This window comes from Paenarthrobacter aurescens (assembly GCF_025421775.1).
GTDB classification, from domain to species: domain Bacteria; phylum Actinomycetota; class Actinomycetes; order Actinomycetales; family Micrococcaceae; genus Arthrobacter; species Arthrobacter aurescens_B.
Genome location: NZ_JAOEFX010000004.1, coordinates 346,523 through 370,647, shown reverse-complemented (window position 1 = coordinate 370,647; position 24,125 = coordinate 346,523). Strand labels below are relative to the sequence as shown.

The following is a 24,125-nucleotide window of genomic DNA, read 5'->3' as shown; positions in this document are numbered from 1 at the left end:
CTTAGACCTGCGCCCCGAGCTTGAAGCCCTCTGCAGCTTCACCGGATGCGCCTTCGGGGCGGGTGTAGGAGAATCCATCGGCGCCCACGGTGACGGCCATTTCGGACTTGTCCTCGCGTTCGATGATGGGCTGCGGGTTGCCGTCCAGGTCCAGGACCAGGGAGGCCTCGGTGTACCAGGACGGGACCACGGGGTTGCCCCACCAGTCGCGACGCTGGTTGTCGTGGACGTCCCAGGTGACCGTGGGGTTGTCCGGATCGCCGGTGTAGTAGTCCTGGGTGTAGATCTCCACGCGGTGGCCGTCCGGGTCAAGGATGTAGAGGTAGAACGCGTTGGACACGCCGTGGCGGCCGGGGCCGCGTTCGATCCGGTCGGAGATGCGCAGGGCGCCCATCTTGTCGCAGATCTGGATGATGTTGTGCTTCTCGTGCGTGGAGAAGGCGATGTGGTGGAGGCGGGGTCCGTTGCCGCCGGTGAGGGCGGTATCGTGCACAGTCTGCTTGCGGTGCATCCACGCGGCGTACGTGACGCCGTCGGAGTCCTTGATGTCCTCGGAGACGCGGAAGCCGAGGTCTTCCAGGTACTTGCGGCCGCGCGGGACGTCCGGGGTGACCTGGTTGAAGTGGTCCAGGCGGACCAGTTCGCCGGCGGAGTAGAGGTCGTAGCGCTGGGTGAGGCGTTCCACGTGCTCTACGTCGTAGAAGAACTCGTACGGGAAGCCCAGCGGGTCCTCCACACGGACGGAATCGCCCACACCCTTGGTGAAGCCTTCCTTGCGGCGCTCAACCCGGCAACCCAGTTCGCGGTAGTAGGCCTCGGCGGCGTCGACCTCGGCCGGGGACTTCACGCGGTACGCAAATGCGGCAGCGGCGGCGACCGGGCCCTTGCGGAGGACCAGGTTGTGGTGGATGAACTCCTCGAAGGAGCGCAGGTAGATGGTGTTCTCGTCTTCCTCGGTGACGTGCAGGCCAAGGAGGTCAACGTAGAACGCGCGGGACTTGGCCAGGTCCGTGACCACGAGTTCCAGGTAGGCGCAGCGGACGATGTCCGGCGCAGGAACGGTCGGGGTGGGGATGGGGCCGGTAAACGGGTTGCTCATGGGATTCTCTCTTCGTTGAAAGGGGTCATTTGGATGGAGTTTTTGTACAGGTACGGCCCTTTAGAACGGGTTTTAGGGGCGTTATCTGTACAAAAACTCCGAGTTTAGGCGCCGAATTTGGGGGTGTGAACGGATCCGAGCGTGATGTGCACGGCCTGCTGGTCGGTGTAGAAATCGATGGAGCGGTAGCCACCCTCGTGACCCAGCCCGGAAGCTTTCACGCCACCGAACGGGGTCCGGAGATCGCGGACGTTGTGGCTGTTGAGCCACACCATGCCGGCCTCCACGTTCTGGGAGAAGTTGTGGGCCCGGGTGAGGTTCTGGGTCCAGATGTAGGCCGCCAGGCCGTACTTGGTGTTGTTCGCCAAGGCGAGGGCTTCGTCGTCGTTCTCGAAGGGCGTGATGGCCACGACGGGACCGAAGATCTCCTCCTGGAAGATCCGCGCGTCAGGCGCGACGTCGGCAAACACCGTGGGTGCGATGTAGTTGCCTTCAGGCAGATGGTCGGGTCGGCCACCGCCGGCCAGGAGCCGACCTTCGGACTTGCCGATCTCCACGTACGACGCCACCTTGTTGTAGTGCTCGGGGTGGACGAGCGCACCCACCTGGGTCTTGGGATCGTGCGGATCGCCCACCACGATGTTCTTGGCCCGGGCGGCGTACTTTTCGCAGAATTCGTCGTAGATGGCCCGCTCCACCAGGATGCGGGAGCCGGCGGTGCAACGTTCGCCGTTGAGGGAGAAGACCCCGAACAGTGCCGAATCGATCGCGGCATCCAGGTCGGCGTCGGCGAACACGACGCACGGGGACTTGCCGCCGAGCTCCATGGACAGGCCCTTGAGGTTGGCTGCGGCGTTGCGGAAGATGGTCTGGCCCGTGGTGGTCTCACCCGTGAAGGAGATGAGCGGCACGTCCGGGTGCTTCACCAGGGCATCGCCGGCTTCTTCGCCCAGGCCGTTGACCAGGTTGAACACACCGTCCGGGAGGCCGGCGTCCTTGAAGATCTGTGCCCAGAGAGACGCGGACAAGGGGGTGAACTCAGCGGGCTTGAGAACCACGGTGTTGCCCGTGGCCAAGGCCGGGGCGAGCTTCCAGGACTCCAGCATGAACGGGGTGTTCCACGGCGTGATGAGGCCTGCGACGCCGATCGGCTTCCGGTTCACGTAGTTGATCTGCGAGCCGGGGACCTTCATGGCGTCGTCGAACTGGGCAACGATCAGGTCCGCGAAGAAGCGGAAGTTCTCGGCGGCTCGGAGCGCCTGGCCCTTGGCCTGGGTGATCGGCAGGCCGGTATCGAAGGTTTCGAGTTCGGCGAGGCGTGCTTCCTGGGCCTCGACGGCGTCGGCGATCTTGTTCAGCACCCGGGCGCGTTCGCGCGGCTTCATCTTCGGCCACGGGCCATTGACGAACGCTTCACGGGCCGCGGCGACGGCGAGGTCGATATCTTCTTTCTGGCCGGCAGCAGCCGTGGCGTAGTTGCCGTTGGATACCGGGTCCAGGACGTCAAAGGTCTTGCCGGATACCGAATCGACAAACTCGCCGTTGATGAAGTGCTGGATGTGGGACGGCAGGTTCTCGGGGATGTAGTGCTTGGCGGTCTCTACTGAGGTCGTCATCGTTGAAGTCCTAACTAGCGATCAGTGGTTGGTAGTTATTGCTTGGCTTGGGCCAGGTACGCGTCCAAGGTGGAAGCGCGGTGCTGGCGGGCTGCTTTTTCGATGGTGTCGGCGTCTGCACCGCTCTCGATGAGCTGCAGCAAAGCTTCGTGTTCGCGTACCGATTCCTGCGCGCGGCCCGGGACGAACCGGAAGGTCGAGGACCGGATGGAGGCCAGCCGGTTCCAGCCCCGGTGGACCAGGTCAAGAATGTGCGGGTTGGGGCAGTGCTCAAAAAGGACACTGTGGAAGTCCTGGTTCAAGGCGGTGAACCGGACCGGATCAAAGTGCTCCAAGCACTCCCGCATTTCCTCGTTCACCGCACGCGCCCGGGCAATGGAGACCGAGTCGATCAGCGGTGCGGACAACGCCGTGGCCGCCCCTTCCACGATGCTCAGGGTCTGCATGGTGTAGAGGTACTCGGTGGGGTCGATCCCGGACACCGTTGCGCCCACGTTCCGCTCGAACTTCACCAGACCTTCGGCTTCCAGACGGCGGATCGCTTCCCGCACCGGGACCACGCTGAAGCCCAAATCTTCGGCAATCTTGGCGAGCACCAACCGGTAACCCGGCGTATAAGCGCCCTCCACGATGCGCGCTTTGACGGCGGCATACGCCTGCTGGGATTTGCTTTGGGCAGCGGCGTTCTCGACGGCGGTACTTCCGACGGCGGTTTCAGTCACTGTGGGCTCCTTCCGCGGCTTGCTTGCGGGCGGACCATTCCTGGAAGCGCGCCTGCCATTCCTTGTTCATCGGATACAGCCCATCAACGCTGTTGCCTTCCTGGACCATCTGGAAGATGAACTTCTCTTCCTTTTCCTGGACGATGCAGTCGTCCACCAGTTCCTCGGCGATGGCCGGCGGGATCACCAGGATGCCATCGGAGTCGGCCACGATGATGTCACCCGGCTGGACCGTCGCTCCGCCGCAGGCGATGGTGATGTCCGTGTCCCAAGGAATGTGCCGGCGCCCCAGTACTGCGGGGTGCGGGTTCGCGAAATAGGTGGGCATCTCCAGATCGGCCACCGCGGAGTAGTCGCGGACGCCGCCGTCGGTGATGATGGCAGCAGCCCCGCGGACCTGGGCACGAAGCGCGAGGATGTCGCCGACTGTGCCGGTGCCCTTCTCGCCGCGGGCTTCCATGACCAGGATTTCGCCCTCATTCACGGAGTCGATGGCCCGTTTCTGGGCATTGAAACCGCCGCCGTGGGACTTGAAGAGGTCCTCGCGGTTGGGCACATAGCGCAGTGTCCGTGCCAGGCCCACCACTTTGCGGTCCGGGCGGGTGGCCTGCAGGCCGTCGATGCTCACGTTGTTCAGCCCGCGCTTGCGGAGCTGGGATGAGAGGGTGGCGGTGGCGACGGACTCCAGCTTCGCCTTGAGCTCCGGCGTCAGTACGGAAGCATTTTCGGGAGCGGGCAGCCCTGCCGCTTCCCGCGATCCGTACGCCTCTTCCCGCTGGATGTCATCGGTCTTGGGCCGGGCACCAAAGTCAGCGAACGGCGTCGTACCTTCCGTTACCTTCGTGGCGAGGCGGCCGCTGCTGAAGTCGCCGCCGGTGACCTCAATTTCGACGACGTCACCCGGCTTGGCCACTGAGGCGCCGGCCGGGGTGCCGGTGAGGATGATGTCGCCCTCTTCGAGGGTGAGCAGCTGGGAAAGGTCCGCCACGAGCTGCGCGAACGGGAAGAGCAAGTCCTCGGTGGTGTCGTCCTGCACGAGGTCCCCGTTATGCCAGGTGCGGATACGCAGCCCGGTGGGATCGACGGCGTCGGCCGGGATCAGCGCCGGACCAACGGGGGTGAAACCGTCGCCGCCCTTGGACCGGACGTTGGAGCCCTTGTCCGCGTAGCGGAGGTCGTAGACGCCGAGGTCGTTGGATGCGGTGACCCATTCGACATGGCTCCATGCATCCTCGAGGCCAACGCGGCGGGCGGACTTGCCGATCACCAGGGCGATCTCGCCCTCGTAGCCGAGCAGTTCGCAACCTGCGGGGCGCTCCACCGTGCCGGGAGAATCAGCAGAGCCGAGAGCCAGGGAGGACGACGGCTTCAGGAAGTACGACGGCTGCTCAGGAGTACGCCCGCGCTGGGCCGCACGGCTGGGGTAGTTGATGTGAACGGCAATGACTTTGCGCGTCCGGGCCAGCATGTCCTGGCTCAGGTCCTGGGTCCGGAACTCCAGTGTCACGGCGCCTCCTCTTCGTCGAGTTGAATCAAGTACGAAATCGTATACGATAACTATGACCCGCGAATGTGACCCGCGTCAACCCCCTCCCCGAACCCAACTGAGTAGGAGCAGAGCGCGTTTTAATCGTCCATAAGGCTCCTGCTGCGACGTGCCTGGGGGATGCTTGTACTTGAGTGAGGGCGACGGGAGGGGAAGCCATGGATCACGGGGACGAACCGGAGTTGCTTCGTTTTGCCAACGGCGCCGAGTGGGAACACTGGCTCGCAGCGCATCACGACACACACACCGAAGCCTGGCTGGTGATCGGGAAGAAGAACGCGGGCGCCGGCCTCATCGAGATCCAGGATGCGCTGGACGGCGCCCTCTGCTTCGGCTGGATCGATGGACAACGGAGGGGCCACGACGGGAAGACCTTCCTGCAGAGGTACTCACGGCGCCGCGCCCGGAGCACATGGTCGCAAGTGAACGTGGGCAAAGTGGCCCACCTCATCGAGGCCGGGCGCATGCAGCCTGCGGGGTTTGCGGAGATAGAGGCCGCCAAAGCGGACGGCCGCTGGGAGGCCGCATACGTTTCACAGGCCAAGGCCGAGGTGCCCGAGGATCTGGAAGCGGCACTGGCCGCCAACCCGGCTGCCAAGGAAGCCTTTGAACAGCTGGGCAAAACCGATCGCTACCTCATCATCCTGCAGGTCCTTAAAGCCCGCACGCCAGCGGCCCGGGCCAGGATCCTTGCGAAAGTAGTGGAGAAATTGGCGGAGAGAGACTAGCCACCCTACAAACTGTCGGAGGCCTCCCGTAGGGTACCCGCATGGACATCATCCTTGTACCCGGTTTCTGGTTGGACGCGTCTTCGTGGGAGGAGGTGACCCCACCGCTCGTCGCGGCCGGCCACACGGTGCATCCCCTGACGCTCCCTGGATTGGAATCTGCCGATGCACCCCGCGCGGGCATCGGCCTGCGCACGCACATCGACGCCGTTGCGGCCAAGGTGGATTCCTTGGAAGGAAAAGTCATTCTGGTGGGCCATTCAGGCGGCGGCGCCATTATCCACGGCGTGGCGGATGCCCGCCCAGACCGGGTGGCGCGGGCCATCTATGTGGACAGCGGGCCGCTCGGAGAGGGCGGGGTCATCAATGATGAACTGCCCGACGACGGCGACGACCTCCCACTGCCGCCGTGGGAAGCGTTCGAGGATGAAGATCTGATTGACCTGACCGACGAACTCAAGGAAGCATTCCGCGCCCGCGCCATCCCCGAACCCAAAGGTGTCGCTTTCGACCAGCAGCACCTCACCGATACACGGCGTTATGACGTCCCGGCCACCATCATCGCGTGCCAGTTTCCGGCGTCCCTCCTCAAGGAGTGGATGGACGCCGGACACCCGTTTACCGCTGAACTCGCAAGGATCCGGTACGTCGACTACATCGACCTGCCAACTGGGCACTGGCCACAGTTCACCAAGCCCAAGGAGCTGGGCGAAGCGATTCTGACGGCGGTAAACCGCAGCAACTAGCTGAGCCGGGCAAAATCAGGCACGGGGTGGCGTGTTGGTGGCTGGTCCTTCCGGCGCAGCGCCACCCTCGCCCGTCCAGTCACTGCCCGTACCGTCATCCAAGGCAGGATCGGACACTACATCGGACTTGATGGTGGGCGCGGTAAGCTTCGCGTCAGCATGCTGGCTGGCCTTCGGGGCCGTAACGCCCGGGAACATGGCCTCAGCCTTCTCCATCAGCTTCTTGCCGGCCTCATACAGGTTGTCCAGAATGTCCGGCACCGATTCCTGAACGGCCTCGGTGGCCTGGTGAACGTTCTCCTGGACATCCGGGTTCTTCCAGAGCTTCTCCGTGCCTCCACGGACCCGTCGATACACCTCCGGCCAGGACTTCGACCCCCATACGTAGCCGACAGCCACGCCAACGGCGAACAATGCCTTCCCTTTCACAGCAATCACTCCTTCCGAGGTGTTATTCCTCGACACTATCCCCGCGGGCCATGCCCTGTCACGCACCCATTGGCCACTGTCTGGTTAATAGGTATTTGCCGAAATAAATCATTCGACTAAACTGTTATGCCATCCAGCGGGTAACCGCAGGAAGTAACCGCATCACAACCCGAGGAGTGAAAACCATGGGACTGGGCGACAAGATTAAGAACGCTGCCGAAGAAGCAACAGGCAAGGTCAAGGAAAAAACCGGCGAAGCCACCGGAGACCGGGACCTGCAGGCCGAGGGCCTGGCTGACCAATCGAACGCGAACCTGAAGCAGGCGGGCGAGAAAGTCAAGGACGCTGCCAAAGACGTTAAGGACTCCTTCAAGGGCCACTAGGCCGCGAATCCCCGCAACTCCGGGGCCCCAAGCAAGGGCAGGCTAATAGTCAGGTTACTTGCTACTGCACCCGGGAGCCGCTAGCGTTGCTGGTGTAGTACGGAGCCCGACCCAATCGGCAGGAGTGCTTTATTGGCTGCATTACATAAATTCATCGGGGTTGCATAAACCGTTCCAATCCCCATATTCCATAGGGCCTCCAGGGGCCCCATTACGGTGCCTACACCTTGGAACCGGCACCCGGTGAACTTAATCCCCTCATCACGTTCATGGAATTTCCATCAACAAGAAAGTAGGAGCAAAAATGGGTTTCTTTGGTTTTCTTCTGCTCGGTCTTTTGGCCGGCGCTATCGCAAAGCTTATTCTTCCCGGCCGTCAGGGTGGCGGTTGGTTCGTGACCCTCCTGTTGGGCGTCGTGGGCGCACTTCTGGGCGGCTGGATCGGCGGGCTCATCTTCAACACGGGCCTGCAGGAATTCTTCTCCCTGACAACGTGGCTCCTGGCCATCGGCGGCTCGATCATCGTGCTGCTGATCTACGGCCTGGTCACCGGACGCAAGGCGACCCATGGCTAATGACCAGCATCGCGACGCCAACGGCGACGAACTCGAAGGTCAATACTCCGAGGGCAACTACGGCGACACGGGCGTGTCCCCGGAAACCCTGAAAGATGATGCCGGAGGCGACTACACCGAAGGTGATTACGCCGAGAAGACGGTACCTTCGGCAGACGCCGAGCTCGATGAGCACAACACGGAAGACACCCCTGAAGGCCGGCCCTTCTCCTCCGAACCGGAAGATGAAGCGTCTGGCTCAAGTGGCCCGTAACACCTGAACAAAGCCCAAGAACCCGGAGCGCTGCGGCTGCAGCCTCCGGGTTCTTGCGTTGTCCGCAGGGCCTGATACTTTCGGGCAAGGATTGACGGGGCCCGGGGACAACGCGCGGCGTAGCGTCAGTGGCAGGAATGGAGCCAACGTGCAGAAGGGCGACAAGGTGCAGGAGGGCGACAACGTGCAGAAGGAGGCAACGTGCAGGAGGAGGCAACGTGCAGGAATGGAACCGTGCCATCGAGCTCATCGAGCAGGATCTGACGGAGAACGTCCCGGTTGGGACATTGGCGCGGACTGCGTTGACGTCCGAATACCACTTCCGGCGCATGTTTTCCTCCTTGGCTGGTCTTCCCATCTCGGAGTACATCCGCAGGCGGCGCCTAACGGCAGCCACAGCGGAGATCATCGCCGGCGGGACAGTCCTGGACGTTGCCGTTCGTTACGGATACGGATCGGCAGAAGCCTTCACCCGCGCGTTCAAAGCCATGCACGGCCTGACACCTTCAGAAGCCCGACAACCAGGCGCGGTTCTCCATTCCCAACCTCAACTGAGGTTCCACCTCCGAGTCGAAGGGAATACCGACATGAAGCACCGTATTGAGGACAAACCCGCATTCCGCCTGATTGGCTTGAAGGCCCGCGTCCCCCTGGTCCACGAAGGCCCCAACCAGGCCATCATCGATTTCCAGAAGGGACTGGACCCTGCCGTCACCAAGCGCATGCTCGAATGTGCGGACACGGATCCGGCCGGCCCGTTGTCCGTTACCGACAACATTGATGAGCAGCGCACGGAGGGCAGCGGATTGGACTACTGGCACGCAGTGGCTTCCAGCAAGCCGGCGCCTGAAGGTTTCGACGTGCTGGAGGTCCCCGCCGGCCTGTGGGTGGTCTTCGAAGCCGAAGGGAAATTCCCGGAAGTCCTGCAGCATATGTGGGCTGACGCCGCTACCGAGTGGTTCCCGGCCAACCCCTACAGGTGGGCGCCCGGACCCGAAATGCTCAGCGTGCAGCCGGAGCCCGGCGGCACACACGGCCGCGGGCAGCTATGGATTCCCGTTGAAAGGGAAGAAGTACGCTGACGGGCCGAATCCTGGAAGTCGCAGGATCCCGGCAAGAGATCAGAGTCCCTTGCCGCCGGTGACAGGAAGGACTGCTCCGGAAATGTATGAACCTTCGTCTGATGCAAGCAATACGTACGCCGGAGCCAGCTCCGCAGGCTGCCCGGCCCTGCCCAGCGGCGTGTCCTGACCGAACGTGGGAAGCTTGTCCGGCCATTCCGTGGCCGGAATCAGTGGCGTCCAGATGGGGCCAGGGGCAACCGCATTGACCCGGATTCCCCTGGGCCCAAGCTCCTCAGCCATGGCTTTGGTGAACGCCACTTGGGCCGCCTTGGTCATGGCGTAATCGATCAACTGGGCGGACGGGTTGAACGCCTGGATCGAGGCCGTCACAATGATCGAGGCCCCTGGACGGAGATGCGGAATGGCTGCCTGTGCCGTCCAAATCAGCGAGTACAGGTTGGTTTTGAAGACGCGGTCGAATTCCTCGGTGGGGATGGTTTCCAAGCCTTCGCGGTTCTTCTGATAGGCCGCGTTCAACACCACCACGTTGAGCCCGCCGAGTTCCTTCACGGTGTGTTCCACGATCTCAGCTGCGAAGCCTTCATCCCGCGCATCTCCGGGCAGCAGGAGGACCTGAGCTCCGCACTCACGGATCCATTCCGCCGTCGACTGCGCGTCCTCCTCTTCCTCCGGAAGGTAGCTGATAGCCACGTTGGCGCCCTCGCGGGCGTAGGCGATGGCGACGGCAGCACCAATCCCGGAGTCACCGCCGGTGATCAGGGCGGTCTTGCCCCGTAGGCGCCCGTGCCCCACATAGCTCTTCTCGCCATGGTCCGGTTGCGGATCCAAGGGTTTGGTGAGGCCCGGCTGTTCCTGCTCCTGCTGGGGGAATTCGCCCGAGTAGTATCCGCTGCGGGGGTCCGAGGGCGCGGAAGCGAGGCGGTTTCCGTCGGTTCGCGGCTTTCCAGCCTGGTTCGGATCACCTTGTGTCATGGTTCTGCCCCTTTTCGGATTTCAGGTCTGCAATGTCCGTTGTTGTTGCACGGTCCCTTGCCCAGTACCCAGGCGGCCGGGCTCCTAAACGGGATGATTCCTATGTCCGGAGCGTCCTGGCCTTGACCATCAGGAAAAGGCCGTAGGCGATAAGTCCCAGGGCAACGGCCGCCAGCAAGTATGGCCCGTACGGCTGTTCCTTCAGCGCTTTCAGGCTGCCATCAAGCCCGGTTGATTGCTCGGGCTGGGCACGCACCGTGGCAATGACCACCAGCAGCCCAACCAGGAACAGCGCGATCCCCTTGGCGATGTAGCCCACCACCCCTACCCCGAGTTGGAACTTGCGGACGGCCTGGTTTGACGACAGTGAAAGGTCCTTCTTGAACGTCTGCCGGAAGCCCCTGACGGCGAATACGATGCCGGTGATCGCGATGCCGGCGCCGATGGCGATGAGAAGGAACATTCCGAACGGTGCTTTCATCAGCGTGACGGTCACGTCGCTGGTGGACTCCCGGCTGTTCTGTCCTTTGCCCATGACGAAAGACATGATGGTTGCGGCCATAGCGGCGAAGACGATCGCCTGCCCGGCGGCGGAGAGTCTTTTTGTGAGTTTTTTGCCCGAACCTGCCGTGTCGCCAAGGACGGCGTTACCCAGTTGCCACAGCGCGAGCGTTGCACATGCCCCGAAGCAGGCCCAGAGCAAGAACGGTCCAGCGGGCTTGCTGGCCAGCTCGGCCACGGCTCCGCTGACATCTGCTTCGCCGCCGCCTCCCACCGCGAGTTGCAGCGCGATGACTCCGATGAGTGCGTGCAGGAGTCCGCTCACCGCATAGCCCACCCGGGCAACGGCCGCGAAAGTTCGGGAGTTCGCAGCTTCTTCGGCCACATCAGCGGCCTTCTTCATCTCGTCCTTGATGACAAGCCTCCTTATTTTCGCGTTGGACTCCATCGTCCCTTAAACGACGCCGGGCAGGGTACCTCCCGAAGTGGAAGAGTGCCTGCCCGGTCCGAAGCTGCTGGGTCCTAGAATCCGCACACCGACTGCGGCCAAATGCTCCGAAGCCCCACTCCGAGCGGGTTGAACTGCTCACGGACAGCCGAGACGGCACGGGTCTGGCCGAGAACTTCCCCCGAGTGGCGAACGGCCTCCGTGGTGCCGGCGAAGGAGTCGGACTTTACGTGGGCAGCGCCTGCGTTCGATGACGTGGCGGAGATCTGGTCAGTCATTTCGGTGGTCCTTCCTGGAAGCCCCATCAGCAGATTGGCTGATGTTTCAACCATCGGATGGAGTCCTCAAGAAGGGCGCCGGGTCATCTCAAGATTCGCTCAAGATTCGCACCGGCCAACTTAGAAGTCGAACAGCACCTCCAACACCTGTCCCGGGCCCAAAGTAAGGCTCGCGCTGATGCGGCGGTCGTCATCGAGCAATTCAAAAACCGGAGAGGGTCCGACGGCGGGAGGAACCCAGGTGGGCGGCTCACCGCCGAGGTACACCAGCGACGCGAAGCAGCTGCGTTCTCCGGACAATTGGCCTTCCAGGTAGCCGCACGCTGCCAGTCCGCCGATGGGCGACACGCCTTCAGCGCGGTAGGTGCCATTGACTGTGTAGCCGTAGAGGGGCCAGATGGCTGTGTGAAGACGGCCGTCGGTGAGTACTCCGTGGCGGTCCTCCACCGGGCTGTCCCCTGCGAGCGCGTAGCCGCCATCGCGGATGGTCCACCCGGAGCCAACCTGCGCCACCACGGCGTGCACACGCAGTTCGTACCCTCCTGCAGCTGCGGTTCCCGTTGCGGCGCGCCAGGGTGAATCGGCGGGGTCATCGGTGTCGTTCCACACGGGGGCGTGCCAACTGGCCGCTTGCTTGTGCCCTGCCGTGAGCCGGTGGATCCTCGCCCGGCGACTGGGTGTCCCGACGTCATTGAGGATGGCGAAGTGGTTATCGACGGGGTGCTGGGTGAACAGCGGCGCAGTGTGGCTTGAATACGCGAGGCGGCGGTAGAGGGGATCGTCCGGACCCGGTGCGTAGTATTTGTCGCTGCCGTGGTTGAGCAGCCGGGCGATGCCGTCGGCGGCTGTGGAGTGGAGCAAGTAGTTCGGTGCTTCGGCGCGTTTCAGCCCGTTGTTGACTTCCAACGGCGACGGCTCCTCGACGGCGGTCCACACGGGGTGGTCCGCGGGCAGGAGGAGTCCTACGAACGCTTTGGATGTCCAATACGGCGAGGCTGGACCGGAGTATTCCTGGGTCATCGGTTCAAAAGCGCCGAGCCATCCAAGGGAAGGCAGGCCGTCGTCGTAAGCGCCGCCGTCGAGGAAGAACTTCGCTGCACCGCTGGCAATCCGGCGGGTCTGGCCGGGGTTCAGGGGCGTTGCAGCGATCGCCTCGCCCATGAAGAGGGGCGCTACGGCTGCGTAGCGGTAGATCAGGGAACGGCCTTGGAAAACCGGGGCGCCGTTCGAGCCGAAGAACCTGACATGGTGGTCAAGGAAGGTTGCGAGCCTGGTCCTGTACAGCTCCAGCCGGTCATCGGCCTTCGGGTGCCGGCCGGCGGCGAACTCCGCCCACAGGATGGGGTACAGGTGCATGGCCCAACCGCAGTAGTAGTCGAAGAAGTCTCCGGTGCCGTCGTTGTCCCCATCCCGGTACCAGCCCCCGCCGACGTACCAGTCCTCCAGCCTGTCCAGGCCGTGCTCAATATGGTCTGCGTTGTGCTCAAACCCGGCACCGGCCAGAAATTCGGCGATCATCACCTGGAACAGTACCCAGTTGTTGTCCACGCAGGTACTTCGCGAGGAACCCTGCAACCATGCGGCCACCTGCGCCTGCTGTGCGGCGGGCAAGGCGTCCCACAGCCAAGGCTTGGTGAGCTGCAGTCCGAGGACGATGGATGCGGCTTCCACCATGGGCTGCGATCGATCAGTGATCGGCAGCCACGCTTCCTGGCTGTCGGTCCTTGTCCCTTCCAGGAGGCCCTCGCGGTACAACTCAAAGTGTCCGTGGGGATCGCGGCCTGCCTCACCTGCCACGCGGAAGGCGGCCAGCAGGAACGTCCGGGCGAATCCTTCCAGGCCGTCGGACACAGCTCCCGACGACGACGGGCGGCCGCTCAGCCGGATTGTCGCCTTGCGGGGTGAAAAGTAGGGGCGAACCGCGAGCAACTGCTGATCCGCGAGGGCCAGCCAGTGCTCCCGCGTCCATCCAGTGATGGGGCTGCGATCAAAATCCGGGGCGGGCATGGTGAAGCCGATTGCCATGAGTCTCCTGCGGGGCGTAGTTCCAGCCTCATTACAGTAGAGCGCCCAGGCTTCGATCGGGGTGAGCTGAACAATAGTGAACGCATGTGACACAGCTCACACAGTTTCCACCGTGAGGATTCGTTGCCGGGCCACGTCCTATTCATGACGGCGCAAAAGAACGCCGCACACAACGGACAGGAGTGATTGCCATGACGATCCAGACCCACACCCCCGCAGACGTTCCCGCTAAGAACACCCAGGCAGCCACCCCGGCGCATGCACAGGACAAGCATGCACAGGACAAGCTGGCACAGGACAAGGGCAAGGACGGTCGCGGCGCAACCACTGTGGCCGACGGCGTCGTAGCCAAGATCGCCGGCATCGCAATCCAGGAAATCCCCGGCGTCCACGCACTCGGCGGCGGCGCGGCCCGTGCCATCGGAAACCTGCGTGAAAAGGTTGGTCAGAAAGACCTCACGCAGGGCGTCAGCGTTGAAGTCGGCCAGACCCAGGTGGCCGTGGACGTCACCTTGGTTGTTGAATACCCGCACCCGCTCCAGGAAGTGGCAGACAATGCCCGCGACGCCGTTTACACGGCGATCGAAGACCTGGTGGGCATGGAAGTCACCGAAGTGAACATCACCATCACGGACATCCACGTCCCGTCCGAGGATTCCGAGGCCGATGACGCCACGCGTGAGCCGAGGGTCGCATGAGCCCCACAGTGACCGGCATGGCCGTAGGGGCCGTCTTGGCATTGGCCGGGCTGGCATTCGGGTTCTGGGGCCTGCTGCTGACAGCGCTGTTCGTGGGGATCGGGGCGGTGCTGGGCCGTTCCGCCGAGGGGAAGCTTGACCTGGGCGGGGTGCTGGATGCCCTGCGGGGCAAGCGCTCCTCCTCATGATCAGCCAAGCCGGCCGCCAGGCCTCGGGGAACAGGGCCGGGCACACCCGAATTGCCCGGACCGCCCTCCGCAAAACAGTGGAAACCATTACGGCCGGCGCTTTCCAGGTAGGACCGGGCCGCGTCTCGGCTGAACTGGAAGACGACTCCGGCAGGTTGGGAGTCAAGGTTTCGGTCCAGCTGGCGCTCCCGCCACTCCTGGGGGCGAGGACAAACGCCGTCACCGTGTTCGAACAGGCGCAGGCCGCGCGGGCCGAGCTCTTGGCCCGCAGCCTGGAACTCACGGGGATGGAACTTGGCCGGGTGGATATCCGGCTTACCGGCACCAAGCAGGCACAGTTCAAGGAAAGTCAGTCCAAGGAAAGGAGGGTGCAGTGACGCAGGACCGAATCATCCGGCGCATGATCCGCAGGGACACGCACTCTTCGCGGTCCGTTCCGTCCATCGTGGCGGCCTCCATTCTCTTGGTTACGTTCCTCTGGCTGGCGCTGGAATCCGTGCTGTGGCTGCTCAAGGACCAGCCCCTGCTTGCCAGCCCCGCCCAGCTGCGGCAGTGGCTGCTTGACCTTCCCGCCAACACCATCCCGGCGGGCATGACCGCAGCTGGCGTTGGCCTGGGACTTCTGGGGCTGCTGATCATCGGTATAGCGGTTGGCAAAGGACGCCGGTCCAGGCGCGCACTGGCGAGCGAGCGCACGGCAACAGTTGTCGATGACGACGTCATCGCCGCAGCCGTGTCCAGCAAAGCCCGGCTTGCCGCGGGTCTGGCGCCAGGGCAGGTGACCACCACCGTCGGTGGACGGTCCGTACGCGTCCAGGTGCGTCCGACGTCGGGCGTTCCCCTGAGCCTTGAGTCCATCAAAACAGCGCTCGACGGCGAACTGGCCACCTACGCGCTGGATCGGCCAGTGAGGCGCGACGTACGGGTACTGAACGAAGGAGCCGTGGGGCAATGAGAAGGACCAATCGTGCAGCGAACCGCATCCTGCTCACCGTCGTGGGGCTTGCACTGCTGGGCGCCGGAGCCGCACTCATCGCGGCCGGAACCTTGCCAGGTGCCGCGGAGACCTGGCAGGCCATTGGCTCAAACCTGACGGATCAGGCCCGCGCCCTTGCCACCAGTGCACCTTTGCCGGATCCGGTCCGGAGCTGGTGGCTGGCGGCCGGCGTTGTGGCGTTGCTTCTGGGCGCCGGGCTCAGCGCAGCCTGGCTTGCGTCCCAGGGTGGCGGCCGAACACCCCGCCTGGCAGAGCAGGCCGACGGAGCCCGCGGACGGACCGTGGTGGACGTTGGCCTGATCACCGCAGCAGTCCAGGAAGCCCTCAACGGGAACCGGAATGTGCTGGCCAGCTCCGTCACGGCCTGGGAATCGAGGAACGGAACGGCGCTGAGGCTTCGCATGCAAGCCCGCAAGGGAACCTCGCCCCGGGAACTGGCCGACACCGCCGAGCAGCTTGTACAAGGAATCGACGCGTGGCTGGGCCATCCAATGCCGGTCCTGGTCCGAATCACCAGCGGCGCCCGGACCCGGGTGTCCAGTTCTCGCCGTGCCCGGTGAGCCCGGGGCACGAACAAACCAATAGTTCTTGACCAAGAAAACCGGCACGGCACCGTCAAGGACCGTGCACAACAAGAAACAACAAGAAAAGGGAACATCATGGGGATCAACGACAAAATCAACAACGCAGCCACCGAACACCTTGGTGCAGCCAAGGAAGGCGCAGGAAAGCTCACGGGTGACCAGTCCTTGGAACGCGAGGGCCAGCAGGACCAGGCGCAAGCCAAGATCCAGCAGGCAGGCGAAAAAGTGAAAGACGCTGCAGCGGACATCGGTGAAAACATCAAGGATGCCGCACAGAAGCTCAAAGAAGGCTTCACCAAGAAGTAGGGCCGGGTCGGGGGACGGTTCCACTGGCGTCCGGAACCGTCCCCCAGCAAGACCCAGAACTCAAACTCAAGACTCAAGACTCAAGACTCAAGACTCAAGACCACTGTGAACTGGGAAGGCAGGTAACGTGACTGGTTCACCCGCGGCACAGCACCAACTGGACCTCGTGCCCGACGCCCTCCTGGCAGGCAGGGCCGCAGATGGTGACACGGCCGCTTTCGAGGCACTCGCCAGACGTCACGGCCCGCTGATGCGGGCCACAGCCCGGCGGTTGACGGGCTCACTGGCCGACGCTGACGACGTCGTCCAGGAGACACTCGTCCAGGCCTGGAAACAACTGGACGGCTTGCGGGACCCCGCCGCTGTGAGGGGTTGGTTGCTGCGCATAGTAGGCAGCCGCAGCATCGACCACCTCCGGAAACGCCGCAACCACGCGGACCTTAGTGGCGTGGAAGACGCAGTGGATGCCAGTTCCGGGCCGAAGCACGAAGACCCGGAAAGCAACGCCCTCAACGGCTCCCGGGTTGAGGCCCTGAAGGCGGCGCTCGCCAAGCTCCCCGAGGAACAGCGACGTTGTTGGGTGCTCAAGGAGTTCAATGACCAAAGCTACGAGGAAATTGCCCAGACATTGAACATCAGCCCAGCCAGTGTCCGCGGCCGCCTGGCCCGGGCACGGATCACTCTTGCGCGCACCATGGAGGAATGGCGATGAACACCACCAGCGATACCCTCGAATGCGGTCACAGCCTGGCGGAGCTGAGCACCTATCTGGACACGGGGCAGATTGCCGATCCCGTTCACTTGGAAACGTGCCCCGAATGCCAGGCAGGCTTGGCCTCGCTGCGCCGTCTCTCCGTGCTGGGCAGCGAATTGCTCAGCTCAGACGTGGCCGATGCCGGCTCCGGCAATGACGACTGGATGCAGTCCATCCTGGACAACCTTCGGCTGGAGTTGCGGCCGGGACGGAGCATTCCCTTGCACTCCGGAAACGCCCAGGACAACCTCTGGGAAACTGAAGGATCCATCTCGGCCCTCATCCGTTCCGTGGCCGATGCCCTCCCGGGAACAGCTGCCGGCAAGTGCCGTTTGCACGGCGACGTCACCACACCAGGGGCGGGGATCACGGTGGACGTGGAGATCGCCGTGGTCTACGGGCACCCCATGGAAGAACGTGCCGCCACGCTTCGCCGGGAGCTGGCAGAGGCCTTGGCGCTCCACACGGAGTTGGCCATTGACGCCATAGACATCACCGTCACTGACGTGTTGGAGTCGCCCGCGACGACGGAGCCCGGCACCCCTCCGAGCCTTCAAACTCCGCCTGACCCTGCAGATTCGCCGACCACCGAGGAGCAGCCATGACCGAGCCGTTGGAAGCCAGGGATGACTCCCCTGCAAACGTTTCAACCGCTTCAACCACTTCAACCGCATTGCCAGGGCTGGACGGCTTGGCCGATGAGTTGCTCGGCGTGGTCCAGTCGGTGGACGGCGTCACGGCCGTCTACCCCGCCCAACCGCTATGGCAGTCCATTGCGGGCGCTGCGTTGTCGGTGGTCACCGGCGGGACTCCGGCCCTCATTACCCTCACTGATGACGCCGGTGTGCTGGCCGTCAAGGCACGGATCGCCGTGGGCACGTCCCGCCCTGCTCCGGCCGTGGCCCGCGAAGTAGCCGAAGCGGTGCGGAAGCACCTACTCCCCCGGCCTACCGCCGTCGACGTTTCGGTGGTGAAAGTGGGCGGATAAGAGGTGGCAGCCGCAGGGGCACGCTGTTCTGGTTCATAATGAACAAACTGAACACAAGTGAACTTGATAGGTGGAGACCTGCATGCTGTCCGAGGATCGTCAACAGCTCATCCTGAGGGAACTCGCTCTCCATGGCTCCCTGAATGCCGGTGAGTTTGCAGCCAAGCTGGGCACATCGGGGATGACGGTGCGGCGCGACCTTGCCGTTCTCGCCGAGCAGGGCTTGCTGGAGCGGGTGCACGGGGGCGCCATCTCCGTCGGCGGCAAGCCCTCGGCTGGCCCCGCTGCCCAGCCCTCCACGTCCTGGAGGCCAGGCGGAAGGCGACCATTGGCGACGATCGGGATGATCGTGCCGTCGGCGTCGTACTATTTCCCGGGCGTCATCCGTGGCGCAGAAGCCGCCGCGCAGGAAGCCGGCGTCCGGTTGGTGCTGGGGGTTTCCAACTACTCGGCTGTCGAGGAGCGGCGGCAGCTGCGGCGACTCTACGAACACGGCGTGGACGGAATCCTCGTCACGCCCAGCGAGCAATCGTTGGCCGGAACCGAAACACTGGACCTGTTGGCGGAAGCGGAGGTGCCAGTGGTGGTGGTGGAGCGGTCCATTGACGACGCATTGGACCACGGCCGGCTCGAATCAGTCCGGAGCGACCATGTGCGCGGCTCGGAGATCGCGGTGAACCACCTGCTGGGACTCGGCCACCAGAGGATCGCCATCTGCCTGCGCGAGAACAGTCCTACCGCGTCGCAGCTCATCGATGGATTCCACATCGCCATGCAGCGCGCCGGACATGCCCACGACGATTCGATGGTGCGCGCCATGTCCCGTGCGCAGAATGATCCCCAAGCCCATCGAGAGCTGATGAACGGGATCCTGGATTGGTGTGCCTCGACGGGGGTAACGGCCGTAGTTGTCCACACCGACGAGGACGCACTCCAGTTCGTCAGTTCCTGCCTGGAACGGCAGGTCCGGGTGCCGGAGGACTTCGCGATCGTCTCGTACGACGACGAGATTGCGGCGCTCGGGGCCGTTCCGCTCACCGCAGTGGCACCGCCAAAGTACGACGTCGGCCACCAGGCTTTGGTGATGTGCCTGAACCGTATCGGGGCCAGGCGGGGAAGCACATCCGCGCTCCAGCGGGTCAACCTGTCTCCTGCGCTGGTGGTGCGGGACTCCACCACGGTATAGCCCCCGCCGGGATGGCACTTAAGGGCAATGTTTGGCCTCATCATTGTCATTAAATGCCGTCTCGATGGCCCCTGCTTGTTTACTTCTGTTCATCTCATTGAAGATGTTCACTTTTGTGGATTTCATAGTGCCTAGTCAAAAGTGCCCCCAGAGCACACCACGACTTCGCATCGTGAACTTCAAAGGAGAACAGAATGAAGCGTCGCCAGCTTCTGCTTGGAGCAGTCAGCCTCATGGCCAGTGCTGCCCTCATCACCGGCTGTGGCAGTACCCCGGCTGCCACGCCAACGCCCACGCCCACCGAAGACCCCACAGGCACCATCACCTTCTGGTCATCCATGGCCGGGATGGACAAGGTAGCCGCCGCGTTCAACGCGAGCCAGGACAAGATCAAGGTCAACTTCGAAACCATCCCCAACGGCGGCGCCGGGGGTTACGCCAAGCTCTCGACCGCCATCACGGCAGGCAATGGGCCGGATGTTGCCACCATTGAATATCCGCAGTTGCCCCAATTCGTGAGCAACGGCCAACTCCAGCCGCTGGACGGCTACATCAACAAGGCCGAAACCGTAGACAAGCTCTCGGACGAAACCAAGGCGCTGGTGCAGTTCGGCGACAACACCTATGCCCTCCCCTACGATGCCGCCCCGATGATCATGTGGTACCGAAAGGACATGCTGGACAAGGCAGGCGTGTCCACGCCCACCACCTGGCAGGAATTCGAAGAAGCCGGCAAGAAACTGAAGGCCGTTGATCCGGAAGCGTACCTTGCCAGCTTCAACCCGAACGAAGCCGCGCTGACGGCGGCCCTCTCGTGGCAGGCCGGCGCCAAGTGGTTCGGCACCGAAGGCGACAGCTGGAAGGTGGGAGTCAACGACGAAGCGACCAAGAAGGTGGCCACCTACTGGCAGAAGCTGATTGACCAGAAGATCGTCAAGGTCCAGCAATCCTTCAGTGACGAGTGGTCCGCAGATTTGGCGAGTGGCGCCGTCGTCGGTGTCCTTGGCGCCAACTGGAGCGCAACCGGCATCCAGAAGCGTACGGAAGCAAGCGGCCAAAAGGGCCAGTGGATCGCAGCCGAGGTGCCCAACTGGGGCTCACCCGCGGACGCCTTCTACGGCGGTTCCAGCTTCAACATCACCAAGAGCAGCAAGAACCCGGCTGCTGCGGCCAAATTCATTGAGTTCCTGGCCACCAGCAAGGACGCCATCTCTGCCCGCGGCAACACCGGTTCTGCCTACCTCGCCTTCCCGGGCCTGACCCCGATAGCTCAGCAAGCGTTCGACGCCAGCTACTTCGGCAACGACATCTACTCGGTCTTCGACAAGGCATACTCCACCATCACTCCGGGCTGGCAGTGGGGTCCCAACTGGGACATCACCAACACCGCCCTCAAGGACGCTTACGGCAAGTTGACCAGCGGCGGGAAGGTCCTCGAAGCCGTTGACACGGCTCAGAGCGCCACGGTTGCCGGACTCAAGCAGAACGGCCTCTCCGTCAAGGAGTAGCCCGCACGGTGGGGCGGCTTCGTGACTGCGAAGCCGCCCCGCCAGCGAGGAGATTAATCATGGTCACCCCAGCACCCACAAAGCCGCCCACCGCCACCAAACCCACAGGCCCGGCCCAACGCAAACCCCGGGCAATGTCCGGAACCGGGGGCCGAACCGCAGCCCTGTTCCTCACGCCCTTCTTCACGATCTTCGCCCTCGCAATGGTCGCGCCGGTCGTCTACGCGATTGTGCTGAGCTTCTTCGCCCAGCAAAAGTCCGGATTGGGCTTTGGCGAGGCAAAGACCGCGTTCGTGGGCTTGGAAAACTACCTGCAGGTCATGCAGTCAGAGAGCTTCGTTGGCGGTATCGGACGGCTCGCCCTGTACTGCCTGCTCTACATTCCCTGCATGGTGGGAGGTGCGTTGGCGTTCGCGCTCCTGCTCGACGCTGCCGTGGCCCGTGCGCGCAAGCTCTTCCAGCTCCTGGTGTTCCTCCCCCACGCGGTGCCCGGCGTGATCGCGGCGCTGATCTGGGCCTATCTCTACACGCCCGGCGTCAGCCCGATTGTCTCCGTCCTGGAAACCGGCGGAATCTCACTGAACTTCCTGGACAACCAGATGATCCTGCCCTCCATCGTGAACATCGCAGTGTGGGAGTGGACGGGCTACAACGTGATTGTGCTGTTCACCGCGCTGCAGGCCGTTCCGAGGGAGATCCTGGAAGCTGCACGCGTGGACGGTGCCGGCGAAATCCGGGCAGCCATCAGCATCAAGCTCCCCCTGATCCTCCCGGCACTGAGCGTGATCATGCTCTTCACCGTGATCGGAACGCTGCAACTGTTCACCGAGCCGTCCATCATCTCCAAGGCCACAGCATCAGTCACCAGCACCTGGGTGCCGAACATGTGGGCTTACGATGCCGCGTTCAACCGGCACAACCTCAACCAGGCAGCGGCAGCCTCGATCATCATCGCGCTCATGGCCGCCGTATTGTCCTGGGCCGTTACCCGCTTCAGCTCAAGGAACAAAGCATGAGCACCTCTACGATGTCCAGGGCCCGGCCCCATTCTCCCGCACTGCCGCAGGGAAGGCGGCGGCACGCACGCAACGGGGGTTTCGGCAGCACCTTCACGGTCAACGCCTTGCTGATCCTGGGCTGCGCCTACATGGTGCTTCCCGTGGTGTGGCTGTTCTTCGCCTCCACCAAGAACACGGCAGACCTGTACGGAACCGCCGCCTACGCTTTGGGGGAACCGGCGTTCCTGGAGAACGTTATGGCAGTCCTGAACCAGGACGGCGGGGTGTTCCTCCGCTGGATGGCCAACTCCATGTTCTATGCAGCATTCGGAGCGATCCTTGGCGGCCTCATCTCCGTCATGGCCGGCTACGCCTTCGACAAATTCCAGTTCCGCGGCAAGGACTCGTTCTTCGGCATAGTCCTGGTGGGCGTCCTGATACCGAACACCGCCACGGTCCTTCCCATGTACCTGCTGGCCTCCGTTTTCGGCATCACCAACACCATCTGGGCCATCCTTATCCCCGTGCTGTGCAACCCGTTCGGCGTGTACCTGGCCCGCGTCTACTCAGCGGCGTACGTTCCGGCCGAAACCCTTGAGGCGGCCCGCGTTGATGGTGCCGGGCCCATCCGCTCCTTCTTCTCCCTGGGCTTACCCATGATGATGCCCGGTTACATCACCATCGCCCTGTTCCAGTTCGTGGGCGTCTGGAACAACTTCATGCTCCCGCTGGTAATGCTCCAGGACCAGCAACTGCTGCCAGTCAGCGTCGGCATCTCCATCTGGCAGGGCTACTCCATCCCACAACCCGAATTCACACCGATGGTCATCACCGGGTCCCTGCTTTCGATCATTCCGCTGCTCCTCGCATTCATCATGCTGCAGCGGTTCTGGAAGTCCGGACTCACCGCAGGGAGTGTTAAGTGAGCTTGAATGTTGCCTTGGCCATGCCGGCCCACACAGCGCGGGCGGTGTTTCCGCCAAGGAGCCTGGAGCCGTTGGAACCGGCGCTGACGCTCCTGGGCCGGGAGCCCATCCAGGACTTCACATCTCCCGCCGGACGTTCCATGCTCGCAGAGGTGGACATCCTCCTCACCGGCTGGGGCTGTCCGATGATCGACGAGGCAGTCCTCGACGCCGCACCCCGCCTCCGTTATGTCCTGCACGCCGCGGGCAGCGTGAAACACCACATCGGCGCCGCCTGCTGGGAGCGCGGGATCCAGGTCAGCTCAGCTGCGGACGCCAACGCCATCCCGGTGGCCGAGTACACCGTGGCCATGATCATCCTTGCCAACAAGCGCGTCCTTCAAATCGCCCGCGCGCTGCACACCACCCGCACCGATGTCCTCGCGGAGCAGCTCTTCCCGGGCATGGGCAACTACCGCAAGCGCGTCGGCATCATTGGCGCCTCAAAAATCGGCCGGCATGTCATCCGTTTGCTCGCCCCGTACCAGCTTGATGTGGTGGTGGCCGATCCCTACCTGTCCCCCGAAGAGGCCGGCATTCTTGGGGTCGGTCTTGTCACCCTTGATGAGCTTGTGGAGAGCAGCGACGTGGTCAGCCTCCACGCGCCGTCGTTGCCGTCCACCAAGAACCTGATGGATGCCGGTCAGATCGAACGGATGCGACCGGGCACCACCTTCATCAACACCTCCCGTGGCGAACTGGTGGACCAGGATGCGCTGCTCGCACGGGTGGAACGGGGCGACCTCTACGCGGTGCTGGACGTGACGACGCCTTGGGTGCTCCCAGCTGATTCCCGGTTCTACACGCACCCCAACGTGCTGCTCACGCCGCATGTTGCGGGGTCCCTCGGCAACGAGCTTGAGCGTATGGCGGCGAGCGCCGTTGACGAAGCGTTGCGGCTCGCCCGCGGGGAAAAGTTGCGGTTCCAGGTGAAAGTCGAAGATCTGGCTTTCACCGCTTAGGTGCACCGGCATTGTCTTGAGGCAAGCGCGCAACCTGCTGCAAGCGTACGACGGCGACCTCCCGCCGTCGTGCGCTTGTTTCGTTGTGTTTGGTGCGGCTTTAGCGCGCGTCCTTCTTGGCTTGGCGTTGGGCGCCCTGCGAACGGCTGGAGGCGTCCCGTTTCACTCCACCGGTGGTTTTCTGGTGCGACCTGGCCCGTCCCGACCCGGTCGTGGATGCGGTACCCACCCCGGATGTCTCCGGACCTGTCGACTTTCCGGCGCTGGCGCGTTCCAGCCGCTCGTCCTTCAGCTCCTCGGCGGCCTCGTGGGCTACCCGCGCCAGTTCGGTGCTCACTATCGAGAGTGCTTCCTCAAACACCAGGGCCCGGGCCCGGGCTTTGTCCGATTTGTTCGCCGCGGCTCCGCGTCCACCGGCTTCCAGCACTTCGTCTGCAGCTTTGCGTCGATAATTGGTGGTGTATTTGTTGCGGGCACGCCGTACCCGTTTATGGAGTGCGAGCAGGCCTTCCTCGTCGAGGAGCTCAAGTCTGGCCGGCTCCAATTCGCGAATCACATCAAGTTGATCTTGCTTCAACACCCACAG

At 63.4% G+C, this 24,125-nt stretch carries 30 protein-coding genes; 20 read left to right on the top strand and 10 right to left on the bottom strand.

The features are described from left to right. Position 1: 1 nt before the first annotated feature. From hpaD to N7568_RS10865, 4 genes are all read right to left on the bottom strand, one after another. The gene (gene hpaD, locus N7568_RS10880; protein ID WP_257370733.1) at positions 2 to 1,099 is read right to left on the bottom strand and encodes a 3,4-dihydroxyphenylacetate 2,3-dioxygenase; all 1,098 of its coding nucleotides are present in this window, start codon (positions 1,097 to 1,099) and stop codon (positions 2 to 4) included. A gap of 104 nt (positions 1,100 to 1,203) precedes the next feature. Continuing rightward, a complete protein-coding gene (hpaE, locus tag N7568_RS10875) occupies positions 1,204 to 2,715 on the bottom strand; it encodes a 5-carboxymethyl-2-hydroxymuconate semialdehyde dehydrogenase (RefSeq protein WP_144652317.1) in 1,512 nt (503 codons plus the stop codon). Positions 2,716 to 2,750: 35 nt separating this feature from the next. Continuing rightward, a complete protein-coding gene (locus N7568_RS10870) occupies positions 2,751 to 3,437 on the bottom strand; it encodes a GntR family transcriptional regulator (protein WP_261609840.1) in 687 nt (228 codons plus the stop codon). Next, positions 3,430 to 4,944 (bottom strand): fumarylacetoacetate hydrolase family protein, encoded by a 1,515-nt coding sequence (locus N7568_RS10865; protein ID WP_261609839.1) that lies wholly within the window; start codon positions 4,942 to 4,944, stop codon positions 3,430 to 3,432. Before N7568_RS10865 ends, N7568_RS10870 begins: the two co-directional genes overlap by 8 nt. A 197-nt stretch (positions 4,945 to 5,141) precedes the next feature. On the opposite strand from N7568_RS10865, the gene N7568_RS10860 reads away from it, so the two are divergent. Together N7568_RS10860 and N7568_RS10855 are read left to right on the top strand one after the other, a co-directional pair. Next, complete coding sequence (locus N7568_RS10860; protein ID WP_261609838.1) at positions 5,142 to 5,711, top strand: YdeI/OmpD-associated family protein; 570 nt, start codon at positions 5,142 to 5,144, stop codon at positions 5,709 to 5,711. A 41-nt stretch (positions 5,712 to 5,752) separates the two neighbouring features. Further along, positions 5,753 to 6,457, top strand: coding sequence for an alpha/beta fold hydrolase (locus N7568_RS10855; RefSeq protein ID WP_261609837.1), 705 nt, complete (start codon positions 5,753 to 5,755; stop codon positions 6,455 to 6,457). 15 nt (positions 6,458 to 6,472) lie between these two features. On the opposite strand, the gene N7568_RS10850 is transcribed toward N7568_RS10855, so the two are convergent. Beyond that, positions 6,473 to 6,886, bottom strand: a complete 414-nt coding sequence (locus N7568_RS10850; protein WP_261609836.1) for a hypothetical protein — start codon at positions 6,884 to 6,886, stop codon at positions 6,473 to 6,475. Between the two features lie 185 nt (positions 6,887 to 7,071). Here N7568_RS10850 and N7568_RS10845 point away from each other — a divergent pair, with 185 nt between their 5' ends. From N7568_RS10845 to N7568_RS10830, 4 genes are all read left to right on the top strand, one after another. Next, positions 7,072 to 7,269 (top strand): CsbD family protein, encoded by a 198-nt coding sequence (locus N7568_RS10845; RefSeq protein WP_261609835.1) that lies wholly within the window; start codon positions 7,072 to 7,074, stop codon positions 7,267 to 7,269. 304 nt (positions 7,270 to 7,573) lie between these two features. Next, the gene (locus tag N7568_RS10840; RefSeq protein WP_261609834.1) at positions 7,574 to 7,843 is read left to right on the top strand and encodes a GlsB/YeaQ/YmgE family stress response membrane protein; all 270 of its coding nucleotides are present in this window, start codon (positions 7,574 to 7,576) and stop codon (positions 7,841 to 7,843) included. After that, a complete protein-coding gene (locus tag N7568_RS10835) occupies positions 7,836 to 8,096 on the top strand; it encodes a hypothetical protein (RefSeq protein WP_261609833.1) in 261 nt (86 codons plus the stop codon). Before N7568_RS10840 ends, N7568_RS10835 begins: the two co-directional genes overlap by 8 nt. A 218-nt stretch (positions 8,097 to 8,314) precedes the next feature. Continuing rightward, complete coding sequence (locus N7568_RS10830; RefSeq protein WP_261609832.1) at positions 8,315 to 9,178, top strand: AraC family transcriptional regulator; 864 nt, start codon at positions 8,315 to 8,317, stop codon at positions 9,176 to 9,178. A gap of 39 nt (positions 9,179 to 9,217) precedes the next feature. Here N7568_RS10830 and N7568_RS10825 read toward each other — a convergent pair whose 3' ends face one another. From N7568_RS10825 to N7568_RS10810, 4 genes are all read right to left on the bottom strand, one after another. After that, positions 9,218 to 10,153, bottom strand: coding sequence for an SDR family oxidoreductase (locus tag N7568_RS10825; RefSeq protein ID WP_261609831.1), 936 nt, complete (start codon positions 10,151 to 10,153; stop codon positions 9,218 to 9,220). A 100-nt stretch (positions 10,154 to 10,253) separates the two neighbouring features. Further along, positions 10,254 to 11,102, bottom strand: coding sequence for a DUF1206 domain-containing protein (locus tag N7568_RS10820; protein ID WP_261609830.1), 849 nt, complete (start codon positions 11,100 to 11,102; stop codon positions 10,254 to 10,256). A gap of 74 nt (positions 11,103 to 11,176) precedes the next feature. After that, on the bottom strand, positions 11,177 to 11,380 hold the full coding sequence (locus N7568_RS10815) for a hypothetical protein (RefSeq protein WP_261609829.1): 204 nt from the start codon (positions 11,378 to 11,380) through the stop codon (positions 11,177 to 11,179). Positions 11,381 to 11,500: 120 nt separating this feature from the next. Beyond that, positions 11,501 to 13,405 carry a DUF2264 domain-containing protein gene (locus N7568_RS10810; RefSeq protein ID WP_261609828.1) on the bottom strand — a complete coding sequence of 635 codons (1,905 nt, stop codon included), beginning with the start codon at positions 13,403 to 13,405 and terminating at the stop codon, positions 11,501 to 11,503. Between the two features lie 191 nt (positions 13,406 to 13,596). Between N7568_RS10810 and N7568_RS10805 the strand changes: the two genes are divergently transcribed. From N7568_RS10805 to N7568_RS10740, 14 genes are all read left to right on the top strand, one after another. After that, a complete protein-coding gene (locus N7568_RS10805) occupies positions 13,597 to 14,103 on the top strand; it encodes an Asp23/Gls24 family envelope stress response protein (RefSeq protein ID WP_261609827.1) in 507 nt (168 codons plus the stop codon). Then, positions 14,100 to 14,291, top strand: a complete 192-nt coding sequence (locus tag N7568_RS10800) for a DUF2273 domain-containing protein (RefSeq protein WP_024818603.1) — start codon at positions 14,100 to 14,102, stop codon at positions 14,289 to 14,291. The genes N7568_RS10805 and N7568_RS10800 overlap by 4 nt, the downstream gene beginning before the upstream one ends. Continuing rightward, positions 14,288 to 14,668, top strand: a complete 381-nt coding sequence (locus N7568_RS10795; protein WP_261609826.1) for a hypothetical protein — start codon at positions 14,288 to 14,290, stop codon at positions 14,666 to 14,668. Before N7568_RS10800 ends, N7568_RS10795 begins: the two co-directional genes overlap by 4 nt. After that, positions 14,665 to 15,246 (top strand): hypothetical protein, encoded by a 582-nt coding sequence (locus N7568_RS10790; RefSeq protein ID WP_261609825.1) that lies wholly within the window; start codon positions 14,665 to 14,667, stop codon positions 15,244 to 15,246. Before N7568_RS10795 ends, N7568_RS10790 begins: the two co-directional genes overlap by 4 nt. Continuing rightward, a complete protein-coding gene (locus N7568_RS10785) occupies positions 15,243 to 15,848 on the top strand; it encodes a hypothetical protein (protein WP_261609824.1) in 606 nt (201 codons plus the stop codon). Before N7568_RS10790 ends, N7568_RS10785 begins: the two co-directional genes overlap by 4 nt. A gap of 99 nt (positions 15,849 to 15,947) precedes the next feature. After that, complete coding sequence (locus N7568_RS10780) at positions 15,948 to 16,178, top strand: CsbD family protein (protein WP_261609823.1); 231 nt, start codon at positions 15,948 to 15,950, stop codon at positions 16,176 to 16,178. 127 nt (positions 16,179 to 16,305) lie between these two features. Further along, positions 16,306 to 16,890 carry an RNA polymerase sigma factor gene (locus N7568_RS10775; protein ID WP_261609822.1) on the top strand — a complete coding sequence of 195 codons (585 nt, stop codon included), beginning with the start codon at positions 16,306 to 16,308 and terminating at the stop codon, positions 16,888 to 16,890. Then, positions 16,887 to 17,537 (top strand): Asp23/Gls24 family envelope stress response protein, encoded by a 651-nt coding sequence (locus N7568_RS10770; protein ID WP_261609821.1) that lies wholly within the window; start codon positions 16,887 to 16,889, stop codon positions 17,535 to 17,537. The genes N7568_RS10775 and N7568_RS10770 overlap by 4 nt, the downstream gene beginning before the upstream one ends. Then, positions 17,534 to 17,920, top strand: coding sequence for a hypothetical protein (locus N7568_RS10765; RefSeq protein ID WP_261609820.1), 387 nt, complete (start codon positions 17,534 to 17,536; stop codon positions 17,918 to 17,920). Before N7568_RS10770 ends, N7568_RS10765 begins: the two co-directional genes overlap by 4 nt. An 82-nt stretch (positions 17,921 to 18,002) precedes the next feature. Beyond that, positions 18,003 to 19,106: a substrate-binding domain-containing protein gene (locus N7568_RS10760; RefSeq protein ID WP_261609819.1), complete on the top strand. Its 1,104-nt coding sequence runs from the start codon at positions 18,003 to 18,005 to the stop codon at positions 19,104 to 19,106. Positions 19,107 to 19,300: 194 nt separating this feature from the next. After that, positions 19,301 to 20,614, top strand: a complete 1,314-nt coding sequence (locus N7568_RS10755) for an ABC transporter substrate-binding protein (protein ID WP_261609818.1) — start codon at positions 19,301 to 19,303, stop codon at positions 20,612 to 20,614. A gap of 59 nt (positions 20,615 to 20,673) precedes the next feature. Beyond that, the gene (locus N7568_RS10750) at positions 20,674 to 21,630 is read left to right on the top strand and encodes a carbohydrate ABC transporter permease (RefSeq protein ID WP_261609817.1); all 957 of its coding nucleotides are present in this window, start codon (positions 20,674 to 20,676) and stop codon (positions 21,628 to 21,630) included. Continuing rightward, positions 21,627 to 22,538 (top strand): carbohydrate ABC transporter permease, encoded by a 912-nt coding sequence (locus tag N7568_RS10745; RefSeq protein WP_261609816.1) that lies wholly within the window; start codon positions 21,627 to 21,629, stop codon positions 22,536 to 22,538. Before N7568_RS10750 ends, N7568_RS10745 begins: the two co-directional genes overlap by 4 nt. Continuing rightward, entirely contained in the window at positions 22,535 to 23,539 is a 1,005-nt protein-coding gene (locus N7568_RS10740) for a hydroxyacid dehydrogenase (RefSeq protein ID WP_261609815.1), read from the top strand. The genes N7568_RS10745 and N7568_RS10740 overlap by 4 nt, the downstream gene beginning before the upstream one ends. A 100-nt stretch (positions 23,540 to 23,639) precedes the next feature. On the opposite strand, the gene N7568_RS10735 is transcribed toward N7568_RS10740, so the two are convergent. Then, positions 23,640 to 24,119: a hypothetical protein gene (locus N7568_RS10735; RefSeq protein ID WP_261609814.1), complete on the bottom strand. Its 480-nt coding sequence runs from the start codon at positions 24,117 to 24,119 to the stop codon at positions 23,640 to 23,642. Between the last annotated feature and the right edge of the window lie 6 nt (positions 24,120 to 24,125).

Bases quoted from the DNA above. Each gene is read 5' to 3' on its own strand.
- hpaD (WP_257370733.1), bottom strand. From the start codon at position 1,099: ATGAGCAACCCGTTTACCGGCCCCATCCCCACCCCGACCGTTCCTGCG.
- hpaE (WP_144652317.1), bottom strand. From the start codon at position 2,715: ATGACGACCTCAGTAGAGACCGCCAAGCACTACATCCCCGAGAACCTG.
- N7568_RS10860 (WP_261609838.1), top strand. From the start codon at position 5,142: ATGGATCACGGGGACGAACCGGAGTTGCTTCGTTTTGCCAACGGCGCC.
- N7568_RS10855 (WP_261609837.1), top strand. From the start codon at position 5,753: ATGGACATCATCCTTGTACCCGGTTTCTGGTTGGACGCGTCTTCGTGG.
- N7568_RS10845 (WP_261609835.1), top strand. From the start codon at position 7,072: ATGGGACTGGGCGACAAGATTAAGAACGCTGCCGAAGAAGCAACAGGC.
- N7568_RS10840 (WP_261609834.1), top strand. From the start codon at position 7,574: ATGGGTTTCTTTGGTTTTCTTCTGCTCGGTCTTTTGGCCGGCGCTATC.
- N7568_RS10835 (WP_261609833.1), top strand. From the start codon at position 7,836: ATGGCTAATGACCAGCATCGCGACGCCAACGGCGACGAACTCGAAGGT.
- N7568_RS10825 (WP_261609831.1), bottom strand. From the start codon at position 10,153: ATGACACAAGGTGATCCGAACCAGGCTGGAAAGCCGCGAACCGACGGA.
- N7568_RS10820 (WP_261609830.1), bottom strand. From the start codon at position 11,102: ATGGAGTCCAACGCGAAAATAAGGAGGCTTGTCATCAAGGACGAGATG.
- N7568_RS10815 (WP_261609829.1), bottom strand. From the start codon at position 11,380: ATGACTGACCAGATCTCCGCCACGTCATCGAACGCAGGCGCTGCCCAC.
- N7568_RS10810 (WP_261609828.1), bottom strand. From the start codon at position 13,405: ATGGCAATCGGCTTCACCATGCCCGCCCCGGATTTTGATCGCAGCCCC.
- N7568_RS10805 (WP_261609827.1), top strand. From the start codon at position 13,597: ATGACGATCCAGACCCACACCCCCGCAGACGTTCCCGCTAAGAACACC.
- N7568_RS10800 (WP_024818603.1), top strand. From the start codon at position 14,100: ATGAGCCCCACAGTGACCGGCATGGCCGTAGGGGCCGTCTTGGCATTG.
- N7568_RS10795 (WP_261609826.1), top strand. From the start codon at position 14,288: ATGATCAGCCAAGCCGGCCGCCAGGCCTCGGGGAACAGGGCCGGGCAC.
- N7568_RS10785 (WP_261609824.1), top strand. From the start codon at position 15,243: ATGAGAAGGACCAATCGTGCAGCGAACCGCATCCTGCTCACCGTCGTG.
- N7568_RS10780 (WP_261609823.1), top strand. From the start codon at position 15,948: ATGGGGATCAACGACAAAATCAACAACGCAGCCACCGAACACCTTGGT.
- N7568_RS10770 (WP_261609821.1), top strand. From the start codon at position 16,887: ATGAACACCACCAGCGATACCCTCGAATGCGGTCACAGCCTGGCGGAG.
- N7568_RS10765 (WP_261609820.1), top strand. From the start codon at position 17,534: ATGACCGAGCCGTTGGAAGCCAGGGATGACTCCCCTGCAAACGTTTCA.
- N7568_RS10760 (WP_261609819.1), top strand. From the start codon at position 18,003: ATGCTGTCCGAGGATCGTCAACAGCTCATCCTGAGGGAACTCGCTCTC.
- N7568_RS10755 (WP_261609818.1), top strand. From the start codon at position 19,301: ATGAAGCGTCGCCAGCTTCTGCTTGGAGCAGTCAGCCTCATGGCCAGT.
- N7568_RS10750 (WP_261609817.1), top strand. From the start codon at position 20,674: ATGGTCACCCCAGCACCCACAAAGCCGCCCACCGCCACCAAACCCACA.
- N7568_RS10745 (WP_261609816.1), top strand. From the start codon at position 21,627: ATGAGCACCTCTACGATGTCCAGGGCCCGGCCCCATTCTCCCGCACTG.